Source organism: Paludibacterium purpuratum (genome assembly GCF_004363805.1).
Lineage (GTDB): Bacteria > Pseudomonadota > Gammaproteobacteria > Burkholderiales > Chromobacteriaceae > Paludibacterium > Paludibacterium purpuratum.
This window is the reverse complement of record NZ_SNZP01000010.1, coordinates 22,078-37,068: the sequence shown is the minus strand read 5'-3', so window position 1 is coordinate 37,068 and position 14,991 is coordinate 22,078. Positions and strand designations below refer to the sequence as shown.

Annotated in this window: 14 protein-coding genes and 1 tRNA gene; 8 read left to right on the top strand and 7 right to left on the bottom strand. The window is 58.0% G+C overall.

What is annotated here, in order from left to right; translation table 11 throughout:
* Nucleotides 1–13 precede the first annotated feature (13 nt).
* Nucleotides 14–1,078, bottom strand: coding sequence for a class II fructose-bisphosphate aldolase (gene fba / locus DFP86_RS12770; protein ID WP_133681810.1), 1,065 nt, complete (start codon nucleotides 1,076–1,078; stop codon nucleotides 14–16).
* A 184-nt stretch (nucleotides 1,079–1,262) separates the two neighbouring features.
* Here fba and tpiA point away from each other — a divergent pair, with 184 nt between their 5' ends.
* The gene (gene tpiA / locus DFP86_RS12765; protein ID WP_133681808.1) at nucleotides 1,263–2,012 is read left to right on the top strand and encodes a triose-phosphate isomerase; all 750 of its coding nucleotides are present in this window, start codon (nucleotides 1,263–1,265) and stop codon (nucleotides 2,010–2,012) included.
* 35 nt (nucleotides 2,013–2,047) lie between these two features.
* Here tpiA and DFP86_RS12760 read toward each other — a convergent pair whose 3' ends face one another.
* Nucleotides 2,048–3,058, bottom strand: a complete 1,011-nt coding sequence (locus DFP86_RS12760; RefSeq protein WP_133681806.1) for a LacI family DNA-binding transcriptional regulator — start codon at nucleotides 3,056–3,058, stop codon at nucleotides 2,048–2,050.
* 175 nt (nucleotides 3,059–3,233) lie between these two features.
* On the opposite strand from DFP86_RS12760, the gene ptsP reads away from it, so the two are divergent.
* From ptsP to DFP86_RS12745, 3 genes are read left to right on the top strand one after another with little or no spacing between them, the layout of a single operon-like run.
* Nucleotides 3,234–5,735 (top strand): phosphoenolpyruvate--protein phosphotransferase, encoded by a 2,502-nt coding sequence (gene ptsP, locus DFP86_RS12755; RefSeq protein WP_133681804.1) that lies wholly within the window; start codon nucleotides 3,234–3,236, stop codon nucleotides 5,733–5,735.
* Entirely contained in the window at nucleotides 5,732–6,715 is a 984-nt protein-coding gene (pfkB, locus tag DFP86_RS12750; RefSeq protein ID WP_133681802.1) for a 1-phosphofructokinase, read from the top strand. Before ptsP ends, pfkB begins: the two co-directional genes overlap by 4 nt.
* Nucleotides 6,716–6,729: 14 nt before the next feature.
* Nucleotides 6,730–8,127 (top strand): PTS fructose transporter subunit IIC, encoded by a 1,398-nt coding sequence (locus DFP86_RS12745; protein WP_133681800.1) that lies wholly within the window; start codon nucleotides 6,730–6,732, stop codon nucleotides 8,125–8,127.
* Between the two features lie 87 nt (nucleotides 8,128–8,214).
* Here DFP86_RS12745 and DFP86_RS12740 read toward each other — a convergent pair whose 3' ends face one another.
* The 3 genes from DFP86_RS12740 to DFP86_RS12730 form a co-directional block, all read right to left on the bottom strand.
* Nucleotides 8,215–9,009, bottom strand: coding sequence for a substrate-binding periplasmic protein (locus tag DFP86_RS12740; protein WP_133681798.1), 795 nt, complete (start codon nucleotides 9,007–9,009; stop codon nucleotides 8,215–8,217).
* 256 nt (nucleotides 9,010–9,265) lie between these two features.
* A complete protein-coding gene (locus DFP86_RS12735) occupies nucleotides 9,266–9,493 on the bottom strand; it encodes a hypothetical protein (RefSeq protein ID WP_133681796.1) in 228 nt (75 codons plus the stop codon).
* Nucleotides 9,494–9,597: 104 nt separating this feature from the next.
* Complete coding sequence (locus tag DFP86_RS12730; RefSeq protein WP_133681794.1) at nucleotides 9,598–10,002, bottom strand: hypothetical protein; 405 nt, start codon at nucleotides 10,000–10,002, stop codon at nucleotides 9,598–9,600.
* A 554-nt stretch (nucleotides 10,003–10,556) separates the two neighbouring features.
* On the opposite strand from DFP86_RS12730, the gene DFP86_RS12725 reads away from it, so the two are divergent.
* Nucleotides 10,557–11,306 (top strand): hypothetical protein, encoded by a 750-nt coding sequence (locus DFP86_RS12725; protein ID WP_133681792.1) that lies wholly within the window; start codon nucleotides 10,557–10,559, stop codon nucleotides 11,304–11,306.
* Between the two features lie 543 nt (nucleotides 11,307–11,849).
* Here the strand turns inward: DFP86_RS12725 and DFP86_RS12720 are convergent.
* Nucleotides 11,850–11,924: transfer RNA gene (locus tag DFP86_RS12720), tRNA-Arg, on the bottom strand.
* Between the two features lie 5 nt (nucleotides 11,925–11,929).
* Nucleotides 11,930–12,895, bottom strand: a complete 966-nt coding sequence (gene ispB, locus DFP86_RS12715) for an octaprenyl diphosphate synthase (RefSeq protein WP_133681790.1) — start codon at nucleotides 12,893–12,895, stop codon at nucleotides 11,930–11,932.
* Between the two features lie 199 nt (nucleotides 12,896–13,094).
* Here ispB and rplU point away from each other — a divergent pair, with 199 nt between their 5' ends.
* The 3 genes from rplU to obgE all read left to right on the top strand — a co-directional run bounded on the left by rplU (nucleotide 13,095) and on the right by obgE (nucleotide 14,986).
* Nucleotides 13,095–13,406 carry a 50S ribosomal protein L21 gene (gene rplU / locus DFP86_RS12710; protein ID WP_133681788.1) on the top strand — a complete coding sequence of 104 codons (312 nt, stop codon included), beginning with the start codon at nucleotides 13,095–13,097 and terminating at the stop codon, nucleotides 13,404–13,406.
* 13 nt (nucleotides 13,407–13,419) lie between these two features.
* On the top strand, nucleotides 13,420–13,695 hold the full coding sequence (rpmA, locus tag DFP86_RS12705) for a 50S ribosomal protein L27 (protein ID WP_133681785.1): 276 nt from the start codon (nucleotides 13,420–13,422) through the stop codon (nucleotides 13,693–13,695).
* Nucleotides 13,696–13,831: 136 nt separating this feature from the next.
* Entirely contained in the window at nucleotides 13,832–14,986 is a 1,155-nt protein-coding gene (gene obgE / locus DFP86_RS12700; RefSeq protein WP_133681783.1) for a GTPase ObgE, read from the top strand.
* The last annotated feature ends 5 nt before the right edge of the window (nucleotides 14,987–14,991 follow it).

The window sequence follows — 14,991 nt, the reverse complement described above, 5'->3', positions numbered from 1 at the left end:
GACATTTCGCAGATTAATTGACGATTGCCGCCAATTTCCCCTTGATATAACGCCCTGCCATGGCCTCCAAGCCGACCGGTTTGATCTTGCCAGCCTGCCCCGCAGCGCCAAAAGCCTCATAGCGCGCGATGCAGACGTCGCGCATCGATTGCACCGTGTCAGCCAGATATTTGCGTGGATCGAACTCCGCGCGGTGTGTTGCCAAAAAGCGACGCAGGGTGCCGGTGCAGGCCAGGCGCAGATCGGTATCGATGTTCACTTTGCGCACGCCGTATTTAATGCCCTCGACGATCTCCTCGACTGGCACGCCGTAGGTTTCGGGAATGTCGCCGCCATACTGATTGATGATCGCCAGCCAATCCTGCGGCACGGACGACGAGCCGTGCATCACCAGGTGGGTATTAGGAATGCGCTCATGAATCTCCTTGATGCGATCGATGCGCAACACTTCCCCGGTCGGCTTGCTGCTGAACTTGTAGGCACCGTGGCTGGTGCCGATGGCGATGGCCAATGCATCCACGCCGGTATCGCGCACGAAGTGCGCCGCCTCTTCCGGATCGGTCAACATCTGACTGTGATCGAGCGTTCCCTCCGCGCCCACGCCATCCTCCTCGCCAGCCTTGCCGGTGGCCAGCGATCCCAGACAGCCGATTTCACCTTCGACAGACACGCCGCATGCGTGGGCGAAACGCACCACGGTACGCGTGACGTCAACGTTGTAATCATAGTCCGACGGCGTCTTGCCATCCCCCTTCAATGAGCCGTCCATCATCACCGAGCTAAAGCCCAGCTGAATCGATCGCTGGCAGATATCCGGCGTCGTCGCATGATCCTGGTGCATCACCACGGGAATATGCGGAAACGCCTCGACCGCAGCCAGCATCAGGTGGCGCAAAAACGGCGCGCCGGCATATTTGCGCGCCCCAGCGGAGGCTTGCACGATGACCGGCGCGTCGACCGCGTCCGCCGCTTCCATGATTGCGCGCATCTGCTCTAGGTTGTTGACATTAAAGGCCGGCAAGCCATAGCCGAACTCGGCCGCGTGATCCAACAGCTGACGTAATGAAACGAGTGCCATTCATTTCTCCCAGCATGAAAAAATTGACATCCCTTGTGTAAACGTTTTCAATAATAACAGATTGAAAAATCCATTCAAGCGTCAAATAAACAGCAATTACCAGATGAAACAGCACTATTTTTGCCATATAAATTTGTAATCGTTTACAAAAAACTACCGCACACGCCACATGGAGAGGTCTGAAATGTCTGGCAAACTGGTCATGGGAAACTGGAAAATGAATGGCCGCCTGGATTCCAACCGAAAACTGATCAAGGCCATGCTGGAAGATGCGCACATCAATCGCGACGGCGTCGCCATCGCCGCGCCGCATGCTTATCTGATGCAGCTGTCGGACTTGCTGGCAGCGAGCCCGATGGCGATAGCCGCGCAGGACATGAGTCAGTTCGGCCTTGCCGGCGCCTATACCGGCGAGGTCTCGGCCGGCATGCTGCACGACATCGGTTGCCGCTATGCGCTCATCGGCCATTCCGAACGCCGCCAATACCTATCGGAAACCACGGCAGTGTTGAATCAAAAACTGATCAATGCGCTCGAAGCCGGCATCACGCCGGTGTTATGCGTCGGTGAAACACTGCAACAGCGCGAGGCGGGCGACCATCTGACCGTCATTCGCGATCAGCTCGACATCCTGGCCCAGCTCGCCCCCACCCGCGTCATCGTCGCCTATGAGCCGATTTGGGCAATCGGCACCGGCAAGGTCGCCACACTGGATCAGATTCGTGAGATGCACACCTGCATCAAGCAGCACTGCCGTCAAACCCACGGCGGCGCCGAGGCCGTGCGCGTGCTCTATGGCGGCAGCGTCAAGGCAGACAACGCCGACGCAACCCTGGCGATCGACAACGTCGATGGCGCGCTGGTCGGCGGCGCCTCCCTGGATGTCGAATCGTTCGGCATCATTTGCCAAGCCTGCCTGGCCACGTACGCCTGACGTGCATTGCCTGCGGCGAATGCACGCCCGGCCCCTCATGTAGCGCGTGTTTGGGCAAGCCCTGCCCGACAGTTCGTCGAGGCGCGCGGCAACAAGGTGCCGTTCAACACCACCTTCCGTTTAGCCATGCTCGGATTCTCCAACCGGGCGAGCAGCATTTCCATGGCCACAACACCGATGTCGTAGACCGGTTGCTCGATCACGGTCAGACCATGCCCCACCAACCCCGTCCACACATCGTTGTCGAATCCGGCCAAAGCCATGTCATCCGGTATCGACAGACCCGCCTCGGTCAGCGCGTGCACAGCCCCCAGCAACAGCAGACCGTTACTGACAATCAGCGCATCCGGCCAATCCGGCTCGGCAAGCCATGCGCGCACCGCGGCCGCGGCCGCCTCGGTCGATGGTGCGACGAACCGCACGGCGGAAGGCAGGCCGTGCTGAGCCAGCGCCGCCTCATACCCTGCATGGCGCTCTATACCGGTTGTGCTGATTTTGCCGAACAAGCCGCCGATCTTGCGATAGCCGTGGCCAATCAGATGCTCCACCAACATCTTGCCTGCCTGCCGGTTATCCAACACCACGGCATCGGTCAGCCCCGTCGGGCCATCCCGATCGATCATCACCACGGGAAATTCGTAGAGGTCGGCACGGAAACAACGCACAGTCATACCCGTGGGCGAGAAAATCACCCCACTCACGCGCTCCTCCTGCATCAGGCGCAAGTACATGGCTTCTTTGTCGGGATCCTCATCGGCATTGCACAAGATCACCCGCATCCCCGCGCGGTAGGCAACATCCTCGACAGCGCGACTCACCGCGGTAAAAAAGGGATTACGGATATCGGACACGATCAGACCAACCGTCTTGCTATGTTGAGAACGCAAACGACGCGCCGACAGATTGGGACGATAGCCCAACTGAGCCACCGCCAGCTCGACACGCTCCCTGAGTTCGATGCTCACGGCGCCACCCCCCAACACACGGGACACAGTCGCCACCGACACCCCCGCCCACTCGGCCACATCCTTGATCTTCGCACTCATCTAAACTAGGTTCCTACCCGCACCGTTCGCCACCAAACCTTGCCTCAGCCGAATCGACAAACGTCCGTCCCGCCCGACACCCGTTCGGCACTAGGAAAAAGTTGACACAACCAATGGTAATCGTTTTCAATGAAATCATAATATCACATCAGATAAATGTATACGGGAGGTGGATATGTCCGTCAGCACATTACGGAGAGAACTCGTCAAGCTCGGATCAAAACCTATTGATAAATCAGAGGCAATAAGCGAAGCAGGCCATCTACTTGCCGCATCGGGCGTGATAGCGCCAGCCTACATCGATAGCATGATGCGCCGTGAAAACGTTTCCAATACATTTCTCGGGCATGGCGTCGCCATTCCGCACGGCATGATCGAGGACCGCCACCTGATCCACAAGACGGGCATCGCCGTCATCCAGATCCCGCAAGGCCTCGAATGGAATGACGGGGAGACGGTGCATTTGATGGTTGCCATCGCCGCGCAGTCCGATGAACACATCACGCTCTTGCAGCGCCTGACACGTTTGATGCAAGACCCGGCACAGCTCGCGCAATTGTTCGCCACCACCGATCCCGATTATCTCTGCGCCATTTTCAACGGCGATGCGCCCCCGGCCGCCGCCCCGGCCGTGCCGGCCACCGATTTGGAACAATCCTTCGAATGGCACATCGATTACCCCAACGGCCTGCATGCGCGTCCGACCGCCAAATGGGTTGAAACCGCCAAGCGCTTCGACGCGAAAATCCAGATACGCCATGGCGGTGACATCGCCGACGCAAAGAAACTGGTCGCCCTCTTGCAGCTCGGACTGCAATGCGGCGACCTACTGGCGGTCTCCGCCAGCGGACCGCAAGCCGACGCCGCGTTGACCGCCCTGCGCGACACCATGATCCGAGTCAGCGCCCAAGAACTGGCGGACGCCGCCGCCGCAAAGATCAAAGCGGAGCAAGCCGTGCACCATGGCTTCGCACCGAGCACCGCCCAACTCGCCATCAAGGGCATAGGCGCCAGCCCCGGCCTCGTTGTCGGCACCACTCAAACCTGGAAATCGGCCATCGCCAGCATCCAAGACATCCCCGCCCCCCTGGCGGAAGGCAGCGAACAACTCGATAACGCGCTGATCGGCACGCGCAAAGCGCTGGCGCAATTGGCCGAGGACACCGCGCGCCGCCTCGGCGAGACCGAAGCCGGCATTTTCCGCGCGCAAGCGGAATTGCTGGCCGACACCGACCTGATCTCGCATTGCTGCCGCCTGATGATGCAAGGACACGGCGTTGCCTGGTCCTGGCATCAGGCCATCGAACAACAGGCAAACACCCTTGCGGCACACAGCAATCCATTGCTTGCGACTCGCGCCACCGATCTTCGCGATGTCGGTCAGCGCGTGCTTATCGCCTTGCTACCACAGGAAAAGCGCCAGCCCGAGGCCGGTCAGCAGGCGTCCAACTTGATCTTGCTGGCGGCCGACTTAGCCCCGTCCGATACCGCCACACTCGACACCTCGCGCATTCTGGGGCTATGTACCGCGCAAGGCGGACCGACCTCGCACACGGCCATCCTGGCCCGCACACTCGGTCTGCCGGCCCTCGTGGCCGGCGGGGACGCGATCCTCGACATTCCCGACGGTACACCCGCCATTCTCGACGGCAACAGCGGCCGTCTGTATCTCCATCCGGGCGAACAAGACATCGACGCTGCACGCACCTGGATCAACCGGCAAAGCGAGCAGTCGCGCCAGGATGAAGCACAAAGCGCGCTGCCCGCACAAACCCGGGACGGCCTACGCATCGATATCGGCGCCAACATCAACCGCGCCGACCAGGTCGCGGCAGCCCTCGCGGCCGGCGCCGAGGGTGTGGGCCTCATGCGTACCGAGTTCTTGTTTCTGGAGCGCGACACGGCCCCGGATGAAGAAGAGCAATATCAGGCCTACCGCGCCATGGTCGAAGCGTTGCAAGGCCGCACCCTGGTGATCCGCGCGCTGGACATCGGCGGCGACAAGCACGTCCCCTACCTCGGACTGCCCAGCGAGGCGAACCCCTTCCTGGGGGTTCGCGGCGTACGCCTGCTGCTGCGCCGCCCCGACCTGCTCGATACGCAACTGCGCGCACTCTACCGCGCCGCCGCGCACGGCCCGATTTCCCTCATGTTCCCGATGGTCACCAACATCTCGGAGCTGATGGCGTTGCGGGCAGAATGCGAGCGTATTCGCCAAGAACTATCCGCCGCCCCCATGCCGATCGGCATCATGATCGAAGTGCCCGCGGCGGCGGCCATGGCCGATCAGTTCGGCGCGCACGCCGACTTCTTCTCGATCGGCACCAACGACCTGACGCAATACACACTGGCCATCGACCGCCAGCACCCCGATCTCGCCGCCGAAGCCGATAGTCTGCACCCTGCCGTATTGCGACTGATCAAGCAGACGGTGGAAGGCGCGCGCAAACACGGCATCTGGGTCGGCGTATGCGGCGGCCTGGCTGGCGATCCGCTGGGCGCGGCGATTTTGGCGGGATTGGGCGTCAACGAGCTGTCGCTCAGCCCGCGCGACATTCCCGCCGTCAAGGCACGGTTACGCGCCAGCACCCAGTCGGCACTAGTCGATCTCGCGCAGCAGGCACTCGAGTGCGACAGCACGGCAGCCATCCGTGCCCTCGCAGGGGATGCATCATGAACGGCCCCGTCGTCACCGTGACCCTTAATCCGGCCATCGACCAGACAGTCCGGCTGCCGGCGCTGCAACATGGCCAGGTCAACATTGCCTATGGCGTCACCTTAAACGCTGGCGGCAAAGGGGTGAACGTTGCGAGCTGCTTGGCGGACTGGGGGGTCGAGGTCGTGGCAACCGGCATTCTGGGACAAGACAACATCGCGCCATTCGCCGCCCTGCTCGACACCAAGGGCATCAGCAATCGCTTCGTAACGCAACCGGGCGCCAACCGCGTCAACATCAAACTCGTCAGCGACGACGACGGCGCAACGACCGATATCAATCTGCCAGGGCAAGACGTGCCCCAGGCGGTGTTTGAGCAACTGATCGCACGCTTGGACGAACAGTGTGCCGCCAAGCGCTGGTTTGTCCTCGCCGGCAGTCTGCCGACCGGCCTCGCCGACGATTGCTATGCCCACTTGTGCGAGCGCCTGGCCGGCCAGGGCGCGCTGGTGGCACTGGACAGCAGCGGCACGGCATTGAGCGCGGCACTGGCCGGCGCGTCGTTGCCCTTCTGCATCAAGCCCAACCGCCACGAATTGGAGCAATGGGCACAGCGTCAGCTTCCCACACTGGACGACGTGGCCGAGTGCGCGCTGGCGCTGCATCACAAAGGCGTGCGGCACGTCATCGTTTCGTTGGCGGAACAAGGCGCACTTTTTGTCGGCGCGGAAGGCTGCTGGCTGGCCACCCCACCTCCGATCAACCTCGTTAGCAGCGTTGGCGCGGGAGACGCGCTGCTGGCAGGCTGGATTGCCGCGCAGCAGCAGCAACTCGAATGGCAAACCGCCATGCGGCAGGCCATGGCGTTCGCCGCCGGCAAGCTTGCCCGGATAGGGCCGCACCTCCCCCCGAAGCGTGAAATCGCCCGTCTGGCGGGCGAGGTCATGCTTACGCGTATTGCAGTCAAGACCAGCCACAACACCACACAGCACGCTCATTAGAACAGGAGAAAGACATGTCTCAACTCTATATCGTTGGCATTACCTCATGTCCAACAGGTATTGCGCATACCTTTATGGCGGCGGAAGGGCTCACCCAGGGCGCACAACAACTGGGTCATGAGATCAAAGTCGAGACTCAGGGCTCGGTCGGATCGCAAAATACGCTGAGCGCCGAAGAAATCGCGCGCGCCGACCTCGTCATCATTGCCGCCGACACCAACGTCGACCTGAGCCGCTTCGTCGGCAAGCGCCTGTACTCGACCAGCACCAAGGCCGCCATCGGCGATGGCGCCGGGCTGGTGAACACGGCGCAGGCAGAGGCCAAAGTACATGGGACCGCCGCACCAGACTTGCTCGACCAAACCAAGGCCGCCAAAGCCGAGCTGACCGCGCAACGCAGCGGGGTATACAAGCACCTGATGACCGGCGTGTCGTTCATGCTGCCTTTTGTGGTGACGGGCGGCATCTTGATTGCGCTCGCCTTTGCCTTGGGCGGCATTTATGTCTTTAAAGACAGCAACCAAGGCTCCTTCGCCTGGGCGCTGTTCCAGATTGGCGCCAAGTCGGCCTTCGCACTGATGGTTCCGATTTTGTCCGGCTACATCGCTTACTCCATTGCCGACCGCCCCGGCATCACCCCAGGGATGGTTGGCGGCATGCTGGCAGCCAGCACCGGCGCGGGGTTCCTTGGCGGGATCGTCGCCGGCTTCTTCGCCGGTTACAGCACCGACTGGCTGAACCGCCATATCAAGCTGCACCGTCATCTGGAAGGCCTGAAGCCTGTGCTGATCCTGCCTGTGCTGGGCTCGCTGCTGGTCGGCCTGTTGATGATCTTTGTCATCGGCACCCCCTGCGCCCAATTGCTCGCTGCGGTCACCGCGTGGCTCAAGGGCATGCAGGGCTCCAGCGCCATCCTGCTCGGCGCATTGATCGGCAGCATGATGGCTTTCGATATGGGCGGCCCGATCAACAAGTCGGCCTACACCTTCGCCACCGGCCTGCTCGCAAGCCAGGTTTACACCCCGATGGCAGCCGCGATGGCGGCTGGCATGACCCCGCCGCTGGGTATCGCGCTGGCCACCATGCTGTTCGCGGATCGCTTTACCAAGGATGAGCACGAAGCCGGTAAGGCTGCTGCCGTTCTGGGTATTTCCTTCATTACCGAAGGCGCCATTCCCTTCGCCGCGCGCGATCCGCTGCACGTCATCCCGTCGCTGATGGTCGGCTCGGCCATCACGGGCGCGCTGTCGATGGGGATGAACGCCGAACTGCATGTGCCGCACGGCGGCATCTTCGTCCTGCTGATTCCCGATGCGGTCACGCACTTGGGGTTCTATGTGTTGAGTCTGGTCGTCGGCACGGTCGTGACGGCGGTCATGTTGCGCATTCTGAAAAAGCCGATCACCGCGTAATCGCAGGGCGCCGAATAGCGCGCCCTAAAGATTAGAAGGAGCGGCTGCAGCCGCTCCTTCTAAATTATGCAGATCGCTTGGCGCCACTCACTTTCCCAGCACCGGATGCTGGCGCCACATCGCCATGTAATCCTCGACGATATGGTCAAAGGCATGCGCATGAATCAACGTGCGCAGGCGCTGATCGAAGGCCGGCAATAAAGTCGCACACGGACTGGCGCGGGAGAAGGTCACATAGTTCTGTGTATTGACGACAAACGGATGCAAGGCGACATAGCGGTTTTCGTCACCTTTGGCCGCCAGCCAGGCCATGCCGGGATACAGGCCGGTCACGGCATAATCGGCATGCTGGTACTGCAGCAGCAGAAACAGCCGCGTCAGATCCGGCACCACGCTAACCGTCAAACGACCACGCAGATAGTCGTCAAACCCGTCGCCAAACTGATTCCCCGCGGCCACCGCGCCGCGCTTGCCGATCAGGTCTTGCCAATCGGTATAGTGAAAGCGGCCTTGCCGCGTCACAAACACCGCAACGGGGTTGTTCAGCGCCGGGGTGCTGCCATAGCGCAAAAACGCCTGGCGCTCCGGCGTCATCTTCAATGTGGCCACCACATCCACTTGCCCGCTCTGGGCCAACCCAAGCACCCGCTTGAGCGGGCCGACATAACGAACTTCGTAAGGGACGTGCAGGTCGGACAACACCCGGGTAGCGATCGCGATGCTGGCGCCTTGCAGCGTGTTTCCGTCGTACCAGTGCAAGGGCGGATACGCCGGATCAGCCGAAATCACCACCTTATCGCAGCGAGCATCGACCGCACGCGCCGCGCTCGGCAGCCAGCACAACAGCAGTAGCAGACACAGGCGCCATGAGTGTTCTGACATAACTCTTAGCCTTCTTCAGCCGAATCGTTATACAAAACAAATAGATCTCTAGCAGCATGCATGGCATACAACCCAAAAGCCAGGAATATGTCCGCGTCGGCATTTGGGCGACGGCCATGTAGCAAGCACAACACGGAGGTCGGAGGGAGCGGTCGCGAATCTGTGATGTTGACGGCTAATCGCGGCTCAAGCCGTTACAGCAACGACAGCCATTGCCGTGTGTGATCAACCCATTCGCGCTAGCACTCTGGGATTGTCAGACAGCCGCCAGAATCACGCCAACCAGCAATAGACCAAGCGCCGCGTACAGCGTCAACAACCACTTACGGGCGCTATCGGTTTTGCGGGCGAAGAAGTAGACGTATAGCGGAAAGAACAAACACAACAGCCCTTCGCGAGTCGATATCCGAAAGGCGTGGATGGCAATCACCAACTGCAGGGCGCAGATCAGAAATAGGCTAATGAGAATGATGGCGGTAATCAAAGAGCCTCTCCTGGCAACCTACGCATCAAAATTTGAAGCCTAATGGCTATGGTCATGTCTGGCTTTGATGTGAGGCAACACTATTTGCCAATGACGAGCAATAATCACCACCAAGATGGAAAATCTTCAAACGCTTCTCGAATCTTTGCATGGGCATCTTCAGTGATCACCGCCGTAAACAAGGCTGTCATGCTTTGTTGGCAGATGCAGAACCCATATGGATCTAAGAGATTCCACGTCAAAACGACTCCTTGCTCTGAGCGATGGATCGATAATGCACAGTGTTCGTCCATATCATACAACGAGACAGGATCGATTGGAGGGCTTCGCAACGCCTTTAGAAAACGATCCCATACTTCGCATTCAATCCAAATAAAGTCATCGTATATCAGCTTGCTTTTCCCGATGCCCATATTTATGTGGACGTGCGCCCGCAGTGATGGAACGTGATCATCCACCTCAACCACATCAAGCTGAAATTCAAATGGCTCATTAAATTGGATATCCATTCATACCCTCATTTTACAATACACAACTCAGTCAGCCATGACTGGTATGTCAAGAAACCCTCTGACACACGCCAAGACAACAAAAAACCCGAAAAGCCTTGTGCTTAGCAAGTTTTGATGTCTCATGCAATGCCATGAAACAAGAGTTTGGCGCCCCGACAGGAATCGAATAAGCAACGCATCTATTTTATATTAATAGGTTTAAAATTTCTCCACTCATATCATATCGCCAAACACACCGTCCATGAAGGTGGGCGGCCAACCGCAGGCACTTGCTAGCCATCGTCCCTGATTCCGGGATACACACCCCACCACAGTCCAATGCAAGACCATGAATATATGGCAAAAAACTTCAACGGTAGCCACGGGATAACCATGATTTTCCTAATATATGCATCTTCCAACGGTACCACTACCGCGTCTCAGCCAGTACGTCCATTTTTTTGTTCAGAAAACTCATTCGTCCTGTGTTGGCTGCTATTAGTGAAAAAATATTGTATTATTCCCTTACAGAATTAATTTTCACCTTCTACAAGTGCTCTCATAAAAAAATCATGGAAAATTTCACAACATTATTGTCAACATCAGTGTTAGTTTTCACTGTTTCCCTACTGAGTGGTTGTGCAACGGAAATAAATCCAAGCCAACTGACAACTCCCAGGCCATTGACTTGCATTGAAGTTCCCAAAGGGGTTGAAGCACATTGGGAAGATGGTCTGTTTAAAGACAAATGGACCATTAAACTTGCCGATGGACCCTATATTTCCGAGCTTGAAGATGAAAATGGTGTTTACTATCGCGCACCAGTTGGTGGTCTATACTTCATGCAAGATGAATTGGCTAACAAACCATCAACACCATTTATGCACAAAAATCATGATGGTGGTATATTTATACCTAAGTCGCCAGGAAAAAAACCTCTCATATACCAATATTTCTCAACAACAGAACCCACTTTCACACCAGCCCCTTCTGGTGCAAGTTGCTCTAATGCCTATTTTCCCCCTGACTCAAAATCAACTGGCGTCAATACGGTTGCGTTTGCAACGGCGGGTGCTCTAGGTGGTGCCACTGGTGGCTTGGCATCCCGTTCTGTCTCAAACAGTAATTCAATTAGCTACGGCCAGGCAGCAGGATATGGTGCTGTTGGAGGTGCGATTGGTGGTGCGATTGTTTCCCAAATAATAAACAGTAGTATTGGTCATATTTTCATGTTGCCAGATAATAAAGACAAAAATTTTAATAAATATATTTCAGAAATCACAAATCACATAAACACATTACCCATCACTCAAACCAAATAATTAAAAAATTTTATGTTTCCAAAATAAAGAACACCAAGCATTCACAAATTAAACCACACACTCCTCGCCACCACACCTTCAGTCATGCGGGGCATTAAAAACAAAAGCCGGTAGATTGTTAAAAACAACATTGCTGGCTTTTTTTCAACACACTTATCCATCCGTCAACCTGTAATATCAAAAACTTTAACTAATATAGTTAGGCATACGGTTTTACAATTATTTTCCTTTTACGATAGCGCAATCACCTTACACGAATCTGTTGCTTTCTAGGGCTTTGCTTCTAGCCTGCCATTGACGGGGTGAGGCATCGAATTCTCACTTTAAGCCACGACCCCGGCAGCGTGCCAACAGCGTTTCGTTTCACGATCATGCCCCCCCTTATCACACTCGTTGCATACCAGGTAGTCATTAAGAGGGCATGATGCCAAGCTTGACGGTATATCAAGAAACTCCGCGCAACACGCCAAGACAACAAAAAACCCGCAAAGCCTTACGCTCAACGGGTTTTTGTGGTTCATGAAATACCATGAAACAAGAGTTTGGCGCCCCCGACAGGAATCGAACCTGTAACTGCCCCTTAGGAGGGGGCTGTTATATCCATTTAACTACGGAGACCAGTATCAGGATTGCCGATTGACCGCATAGTCGGCCAGTTCGCGCATGGCGCGAAGGGCGTCCGACTCGGGTAGACCGGCGATGGCGGCGATGGCCTTTTGCGAGGCCTGTACCGCCGCTTGGTGGGCATAGCCCAGCGCGCCGCAGGATTGTACCGCAGACAGTACCTGCTGAAAATGATCGCGACTGGCATGCGTGATCGCCTGCCGCACGCATTCGGCCTCTTCCGGAGAACCGTGCTTCATTGTATAGATCAACGGCAGGGTCGGCTTGCCTTCGGCCAGGTCGTCGCCCAGGCTCTTGCCGATGGTTTCGGCATCGCCACTGTAATCGAGTACGTCGTCGATGATCTGGAAGGCACAGCCCAGGTAGCGGCCGTAGTCGGCCAGCGCGGTTTCGGTGGCGGCATCGGCGCCGGCGAGCAAGGCGCCGACACGGCAGGCCGCCTCGAACAGCTTGGCCGTCTTGTATTCGATCACTTGCAGATAGGCGGTCTCGTCGACATCGGCATTGCCGATGTTGAGCAACTGCAGTACCTCGCCCTCGGCGATGATGTTGGTGGCCTCGGCCATCACCTGCAGGATGCGCATATTGTCGGTGGTGACCATCATCTGGAAGGCGCGGGTATAGAGGAAGTCGCCCACCAGCACGCTGGCCGCATTGCCGAACAGCGCGTTGGCGGTTTCCCGGCCGCGCCGCAGCTCGGACTCGTCCACCACGTCGTCGTGCAGCAGCGTGGCGGTATGAATACACTCCACCATGGCGGCCAATTCGAACAGATGCTCGCCGCGATAGCCGCAGGCCTGACCGGACAGCAGGGTCAGCGCGGGACGCAGGCGTTTGCCACCGGCCGAGATGATGTATTCCGATACTTGGCGGATCAGAACCACATCGGAGTGCAGGCGCGTGCGGATGACGCGGTCGACCGCTTGCATATCATCGGCGATCAGGGAACGGAAAAGCGGGGTCACGGACACGGTTTATATGAGCCAGTTATTGGTTTATGCCGAGGAAACCGCTCGATTCTAGCAGAAAAGCCGTCGGACTCGCCATGCCAACTGAATGACAGGCTAAGCTCATGAAATATTTGACAAGTTTGCAATCGCCCGAATAGAATGACCGGCTTCCCGTCTTTTTGGCGGGTAGATATGAACTTTAGGAGCTATACGAATGTATGCGGTCGTAAAAACTGGCGGCAAACAATACAAAGTTGCCGTTGGCGAAAAACTCAAAGTAGAACAGATACCTGCAGACATCGACAGCCAGATCGTACTTGAAGAAGTATTGATGGTTGCTGACGGTGATCAGGTTACCGTAGGGACCCCCCGCATCGCTGGCGCTACCGTTACGGCAACTGTCGTTGCTCACGGTCGCGGCGAAAAGATCCGCATCTTCAAGATGCGTCGTCGCAAGCACTACCAGAAGCATCAGGGTCATCGTCAGAACTACACCGAAATCCGTATCGACGCGATTGCCAAGTAAGGAGTAAACAGTCATGGCACATAAAAAAGCAGGCGGTAGCTCCCGCAACGGTCGCGATTCCGAATCCAAACGCCTGGGCGTGAAGGTATACGGCAGCGAACTGATTCCGGCCGGTTCCATCATCGTGCGTCAGCGCGGCACCCGTTTCCACGCAGGTGAAAACGTCGGTTGCGGCAAGGATCACACGCTGTTCGCCAAGGTTGACGGCTACGTTCAGTTCACCGTTAAGGGTGCACAGCAACGCAAGTACGTGACCGTGGTTCCGTACACCGGTGTCGAAGGCGAGTAATCGTCGCGACCGGCAGGGGAAGCGCTTGAGCCCCCCTGAAAAAGCCCTATCCTTGGTGATAGGGCTTTTTTCATAGCGCGGATCGACGATCCGGCGCAGGCACGACCGAGCAAGATCAATTCCGGGAGGAATAGAGATGAAGTTCATTGACGAAGCACGTATTGAGGTGGTCGGCGGCAAGGGCGGCAATGGCGCCGCCAGTTTCCGCCGCGAAAAGTATGTGCCGTTCGGCGGTCCGGACGGTGGCGACGGCGGCCGGGGCGGCAGCGTGTATGCCGTGGCCGACGAAAACATCAATACGTTGGTCGAGTACCGCTTCGTCAAGCGCTACCAGGCCGAACACGGCGAACGTGGCGGCAGTTCCGACTGCTACGGCAAGGGCGGCGAAGATATCGAGCTGCGCATGCCGGTCGGCACGCTGGTGGTGGACGTGGACACCGAAGAAGTCATCGCCGACCTGACCCAGCATGGCCAACGCGTGCAAGTGGCCCGCGGCGGCAAGGGCGGTCTGGGCAACCTGCACTTCAAATCGTCGACCAACCGTGCGCCGCGCCAGTGCACGCCGGGCGAAGAAGGCGAAAAGCGCGTGTTGCGCCTGGAATTGAAGGTGCTGGCCGACGTCGGTCTATTGGGTATGCCCAATGCCGGCAAGTCGACCCTGATCCGATCGGTCTCCGCCGCCAAGCCCAAGGTGGCCGATTATCCGTTCACCACCTTGCACCCCAACCTGGGTGTGGTGCGCATGAACGATGCACAGAGTTTCGTCATCGCCGACATTCCGGGCCTGATCGAAGGCGCGGCGGAAGGCGCCGGCCTGGGTCACCGCTTCCTCAAGCATCTGAGCCGCACCGGCCTGCTGCTGCATGTGGTGGACTTGGCGCCGTTCGACCCCGAGGTCGATCCGGTGCGCGAAGCGCAAGCGATCGTCGAGGAGCTGCGCAAGTACGACGAGGCGCTGCACAACAAGCCTCGCTGGCTGGTACTCAACAAGCTCGACATGCTGGACGACGACGAACGCCGCGAGAAAATCGAAGCCTTCCTCGACGGACTGAATTGGCCGCGCGACGTTGCCGACGACCGCGACGGTTTCGATATGGCCGCCCACCGCGTGTTCACCATCTCGGCCTTGACCGGCGAAGGGACGCGCGAGTTGACCCGTGCCATCATGGACTATCTGGAAGTGGCACGCGCCGCCGCACGGGCAGCCGCCGAGGTGGAGAAACAGCAGGCCGCCGAAGCCAAGGCGCAGCGATCCAGTCTGATCCAACCCGTAGCCGGCGTTGACGACTAACGGAC

Excerpts from the sequence above, each read along its gene's own strand:
- DFP86_RS12745 (WP_133681800.1), top strand. The coding sequence starts at position 6,730 with ATGTCTCAACTCTATATCGTTGGCATTACCTCATGTCCAACAGGTATT.
- tpiA (WP_133681808.1), top strand. The coding sequence starts at position 1,263 with ATGTCTGGCAAACTGGTCATGGGAAACTGGAAAATGAATGGCCGCCTG.
- rpmA (WP_133681785.1), top strand. The coding sequence starts at position 13,420 with ATGGCACATAAAAAAGCAGGCGGTAGCTCCCGCAACGGTCGCGATTCC.
- obgE (WP_133681783.1), top strand. The coding sequence starts at position 13,832 with ATGAAGTTCATTGACGAAGCACGTATTGAGGTGGTCGGCGGCAAGGGC.
- ptsP (WP_133681804.1), top strand. The coding sequence starts at position 3,234 with ATGTCCGTCAGCACATTACGGAGAGAACTCGTCAAGCTCGGATCAAAA.
- rplU (WP_133681788.1), top strand. The coding sequence starts at position 13,095 with ATGTATGCGGTCGTAAAAACTGGCGGCAAACAATACAAAGTTGCCGTT.
- DFP86_RS12740 (WP_133681798.1), bottom strand. The coding sequence starts at position 9,009 with ATGTCAGAACACTCATGGCGCCTGTGTCTGCTACTGCTGTTGTGCTGG.
- fba (WP_133681810.1), bottom strand. The coding sequence starts at position 1,078 with ATGGCACTCGTTTCATTACGTCAGCTGTTGGATCACGCGGCCGAGTTC.
- pfkB (WP_133681802.1), top strand. The coding sequence starts at position 5,732 with ATGAACGGCCCCGTCGTCACCGTGACCCTTAATCCGGCCATCGACCAG.
- DFP86_RS12730 (WP_133681794.1), bottom strand. The coding sequence starts at position 10,002 with ATGGATATCCAATTTAATGAGCCATTTGAATTTCAGCTTGATGTGGTT.
- DFP86_RS12760 (WP_133681806.1), bottom strand. The coding sequence starts at position 3,058 with ATGAGTGCGAAGATCAAGGATGTGGCCGAGTGGGCGGGGGTGTCGGTG.
- DFP86_RS12725 (WP_133681792.1), top strand. The coding sequence starts at position 10,557 with ATGGAAAATTTCACAACATTATTGTCAACATCAGTGTTAGTTTTCACT.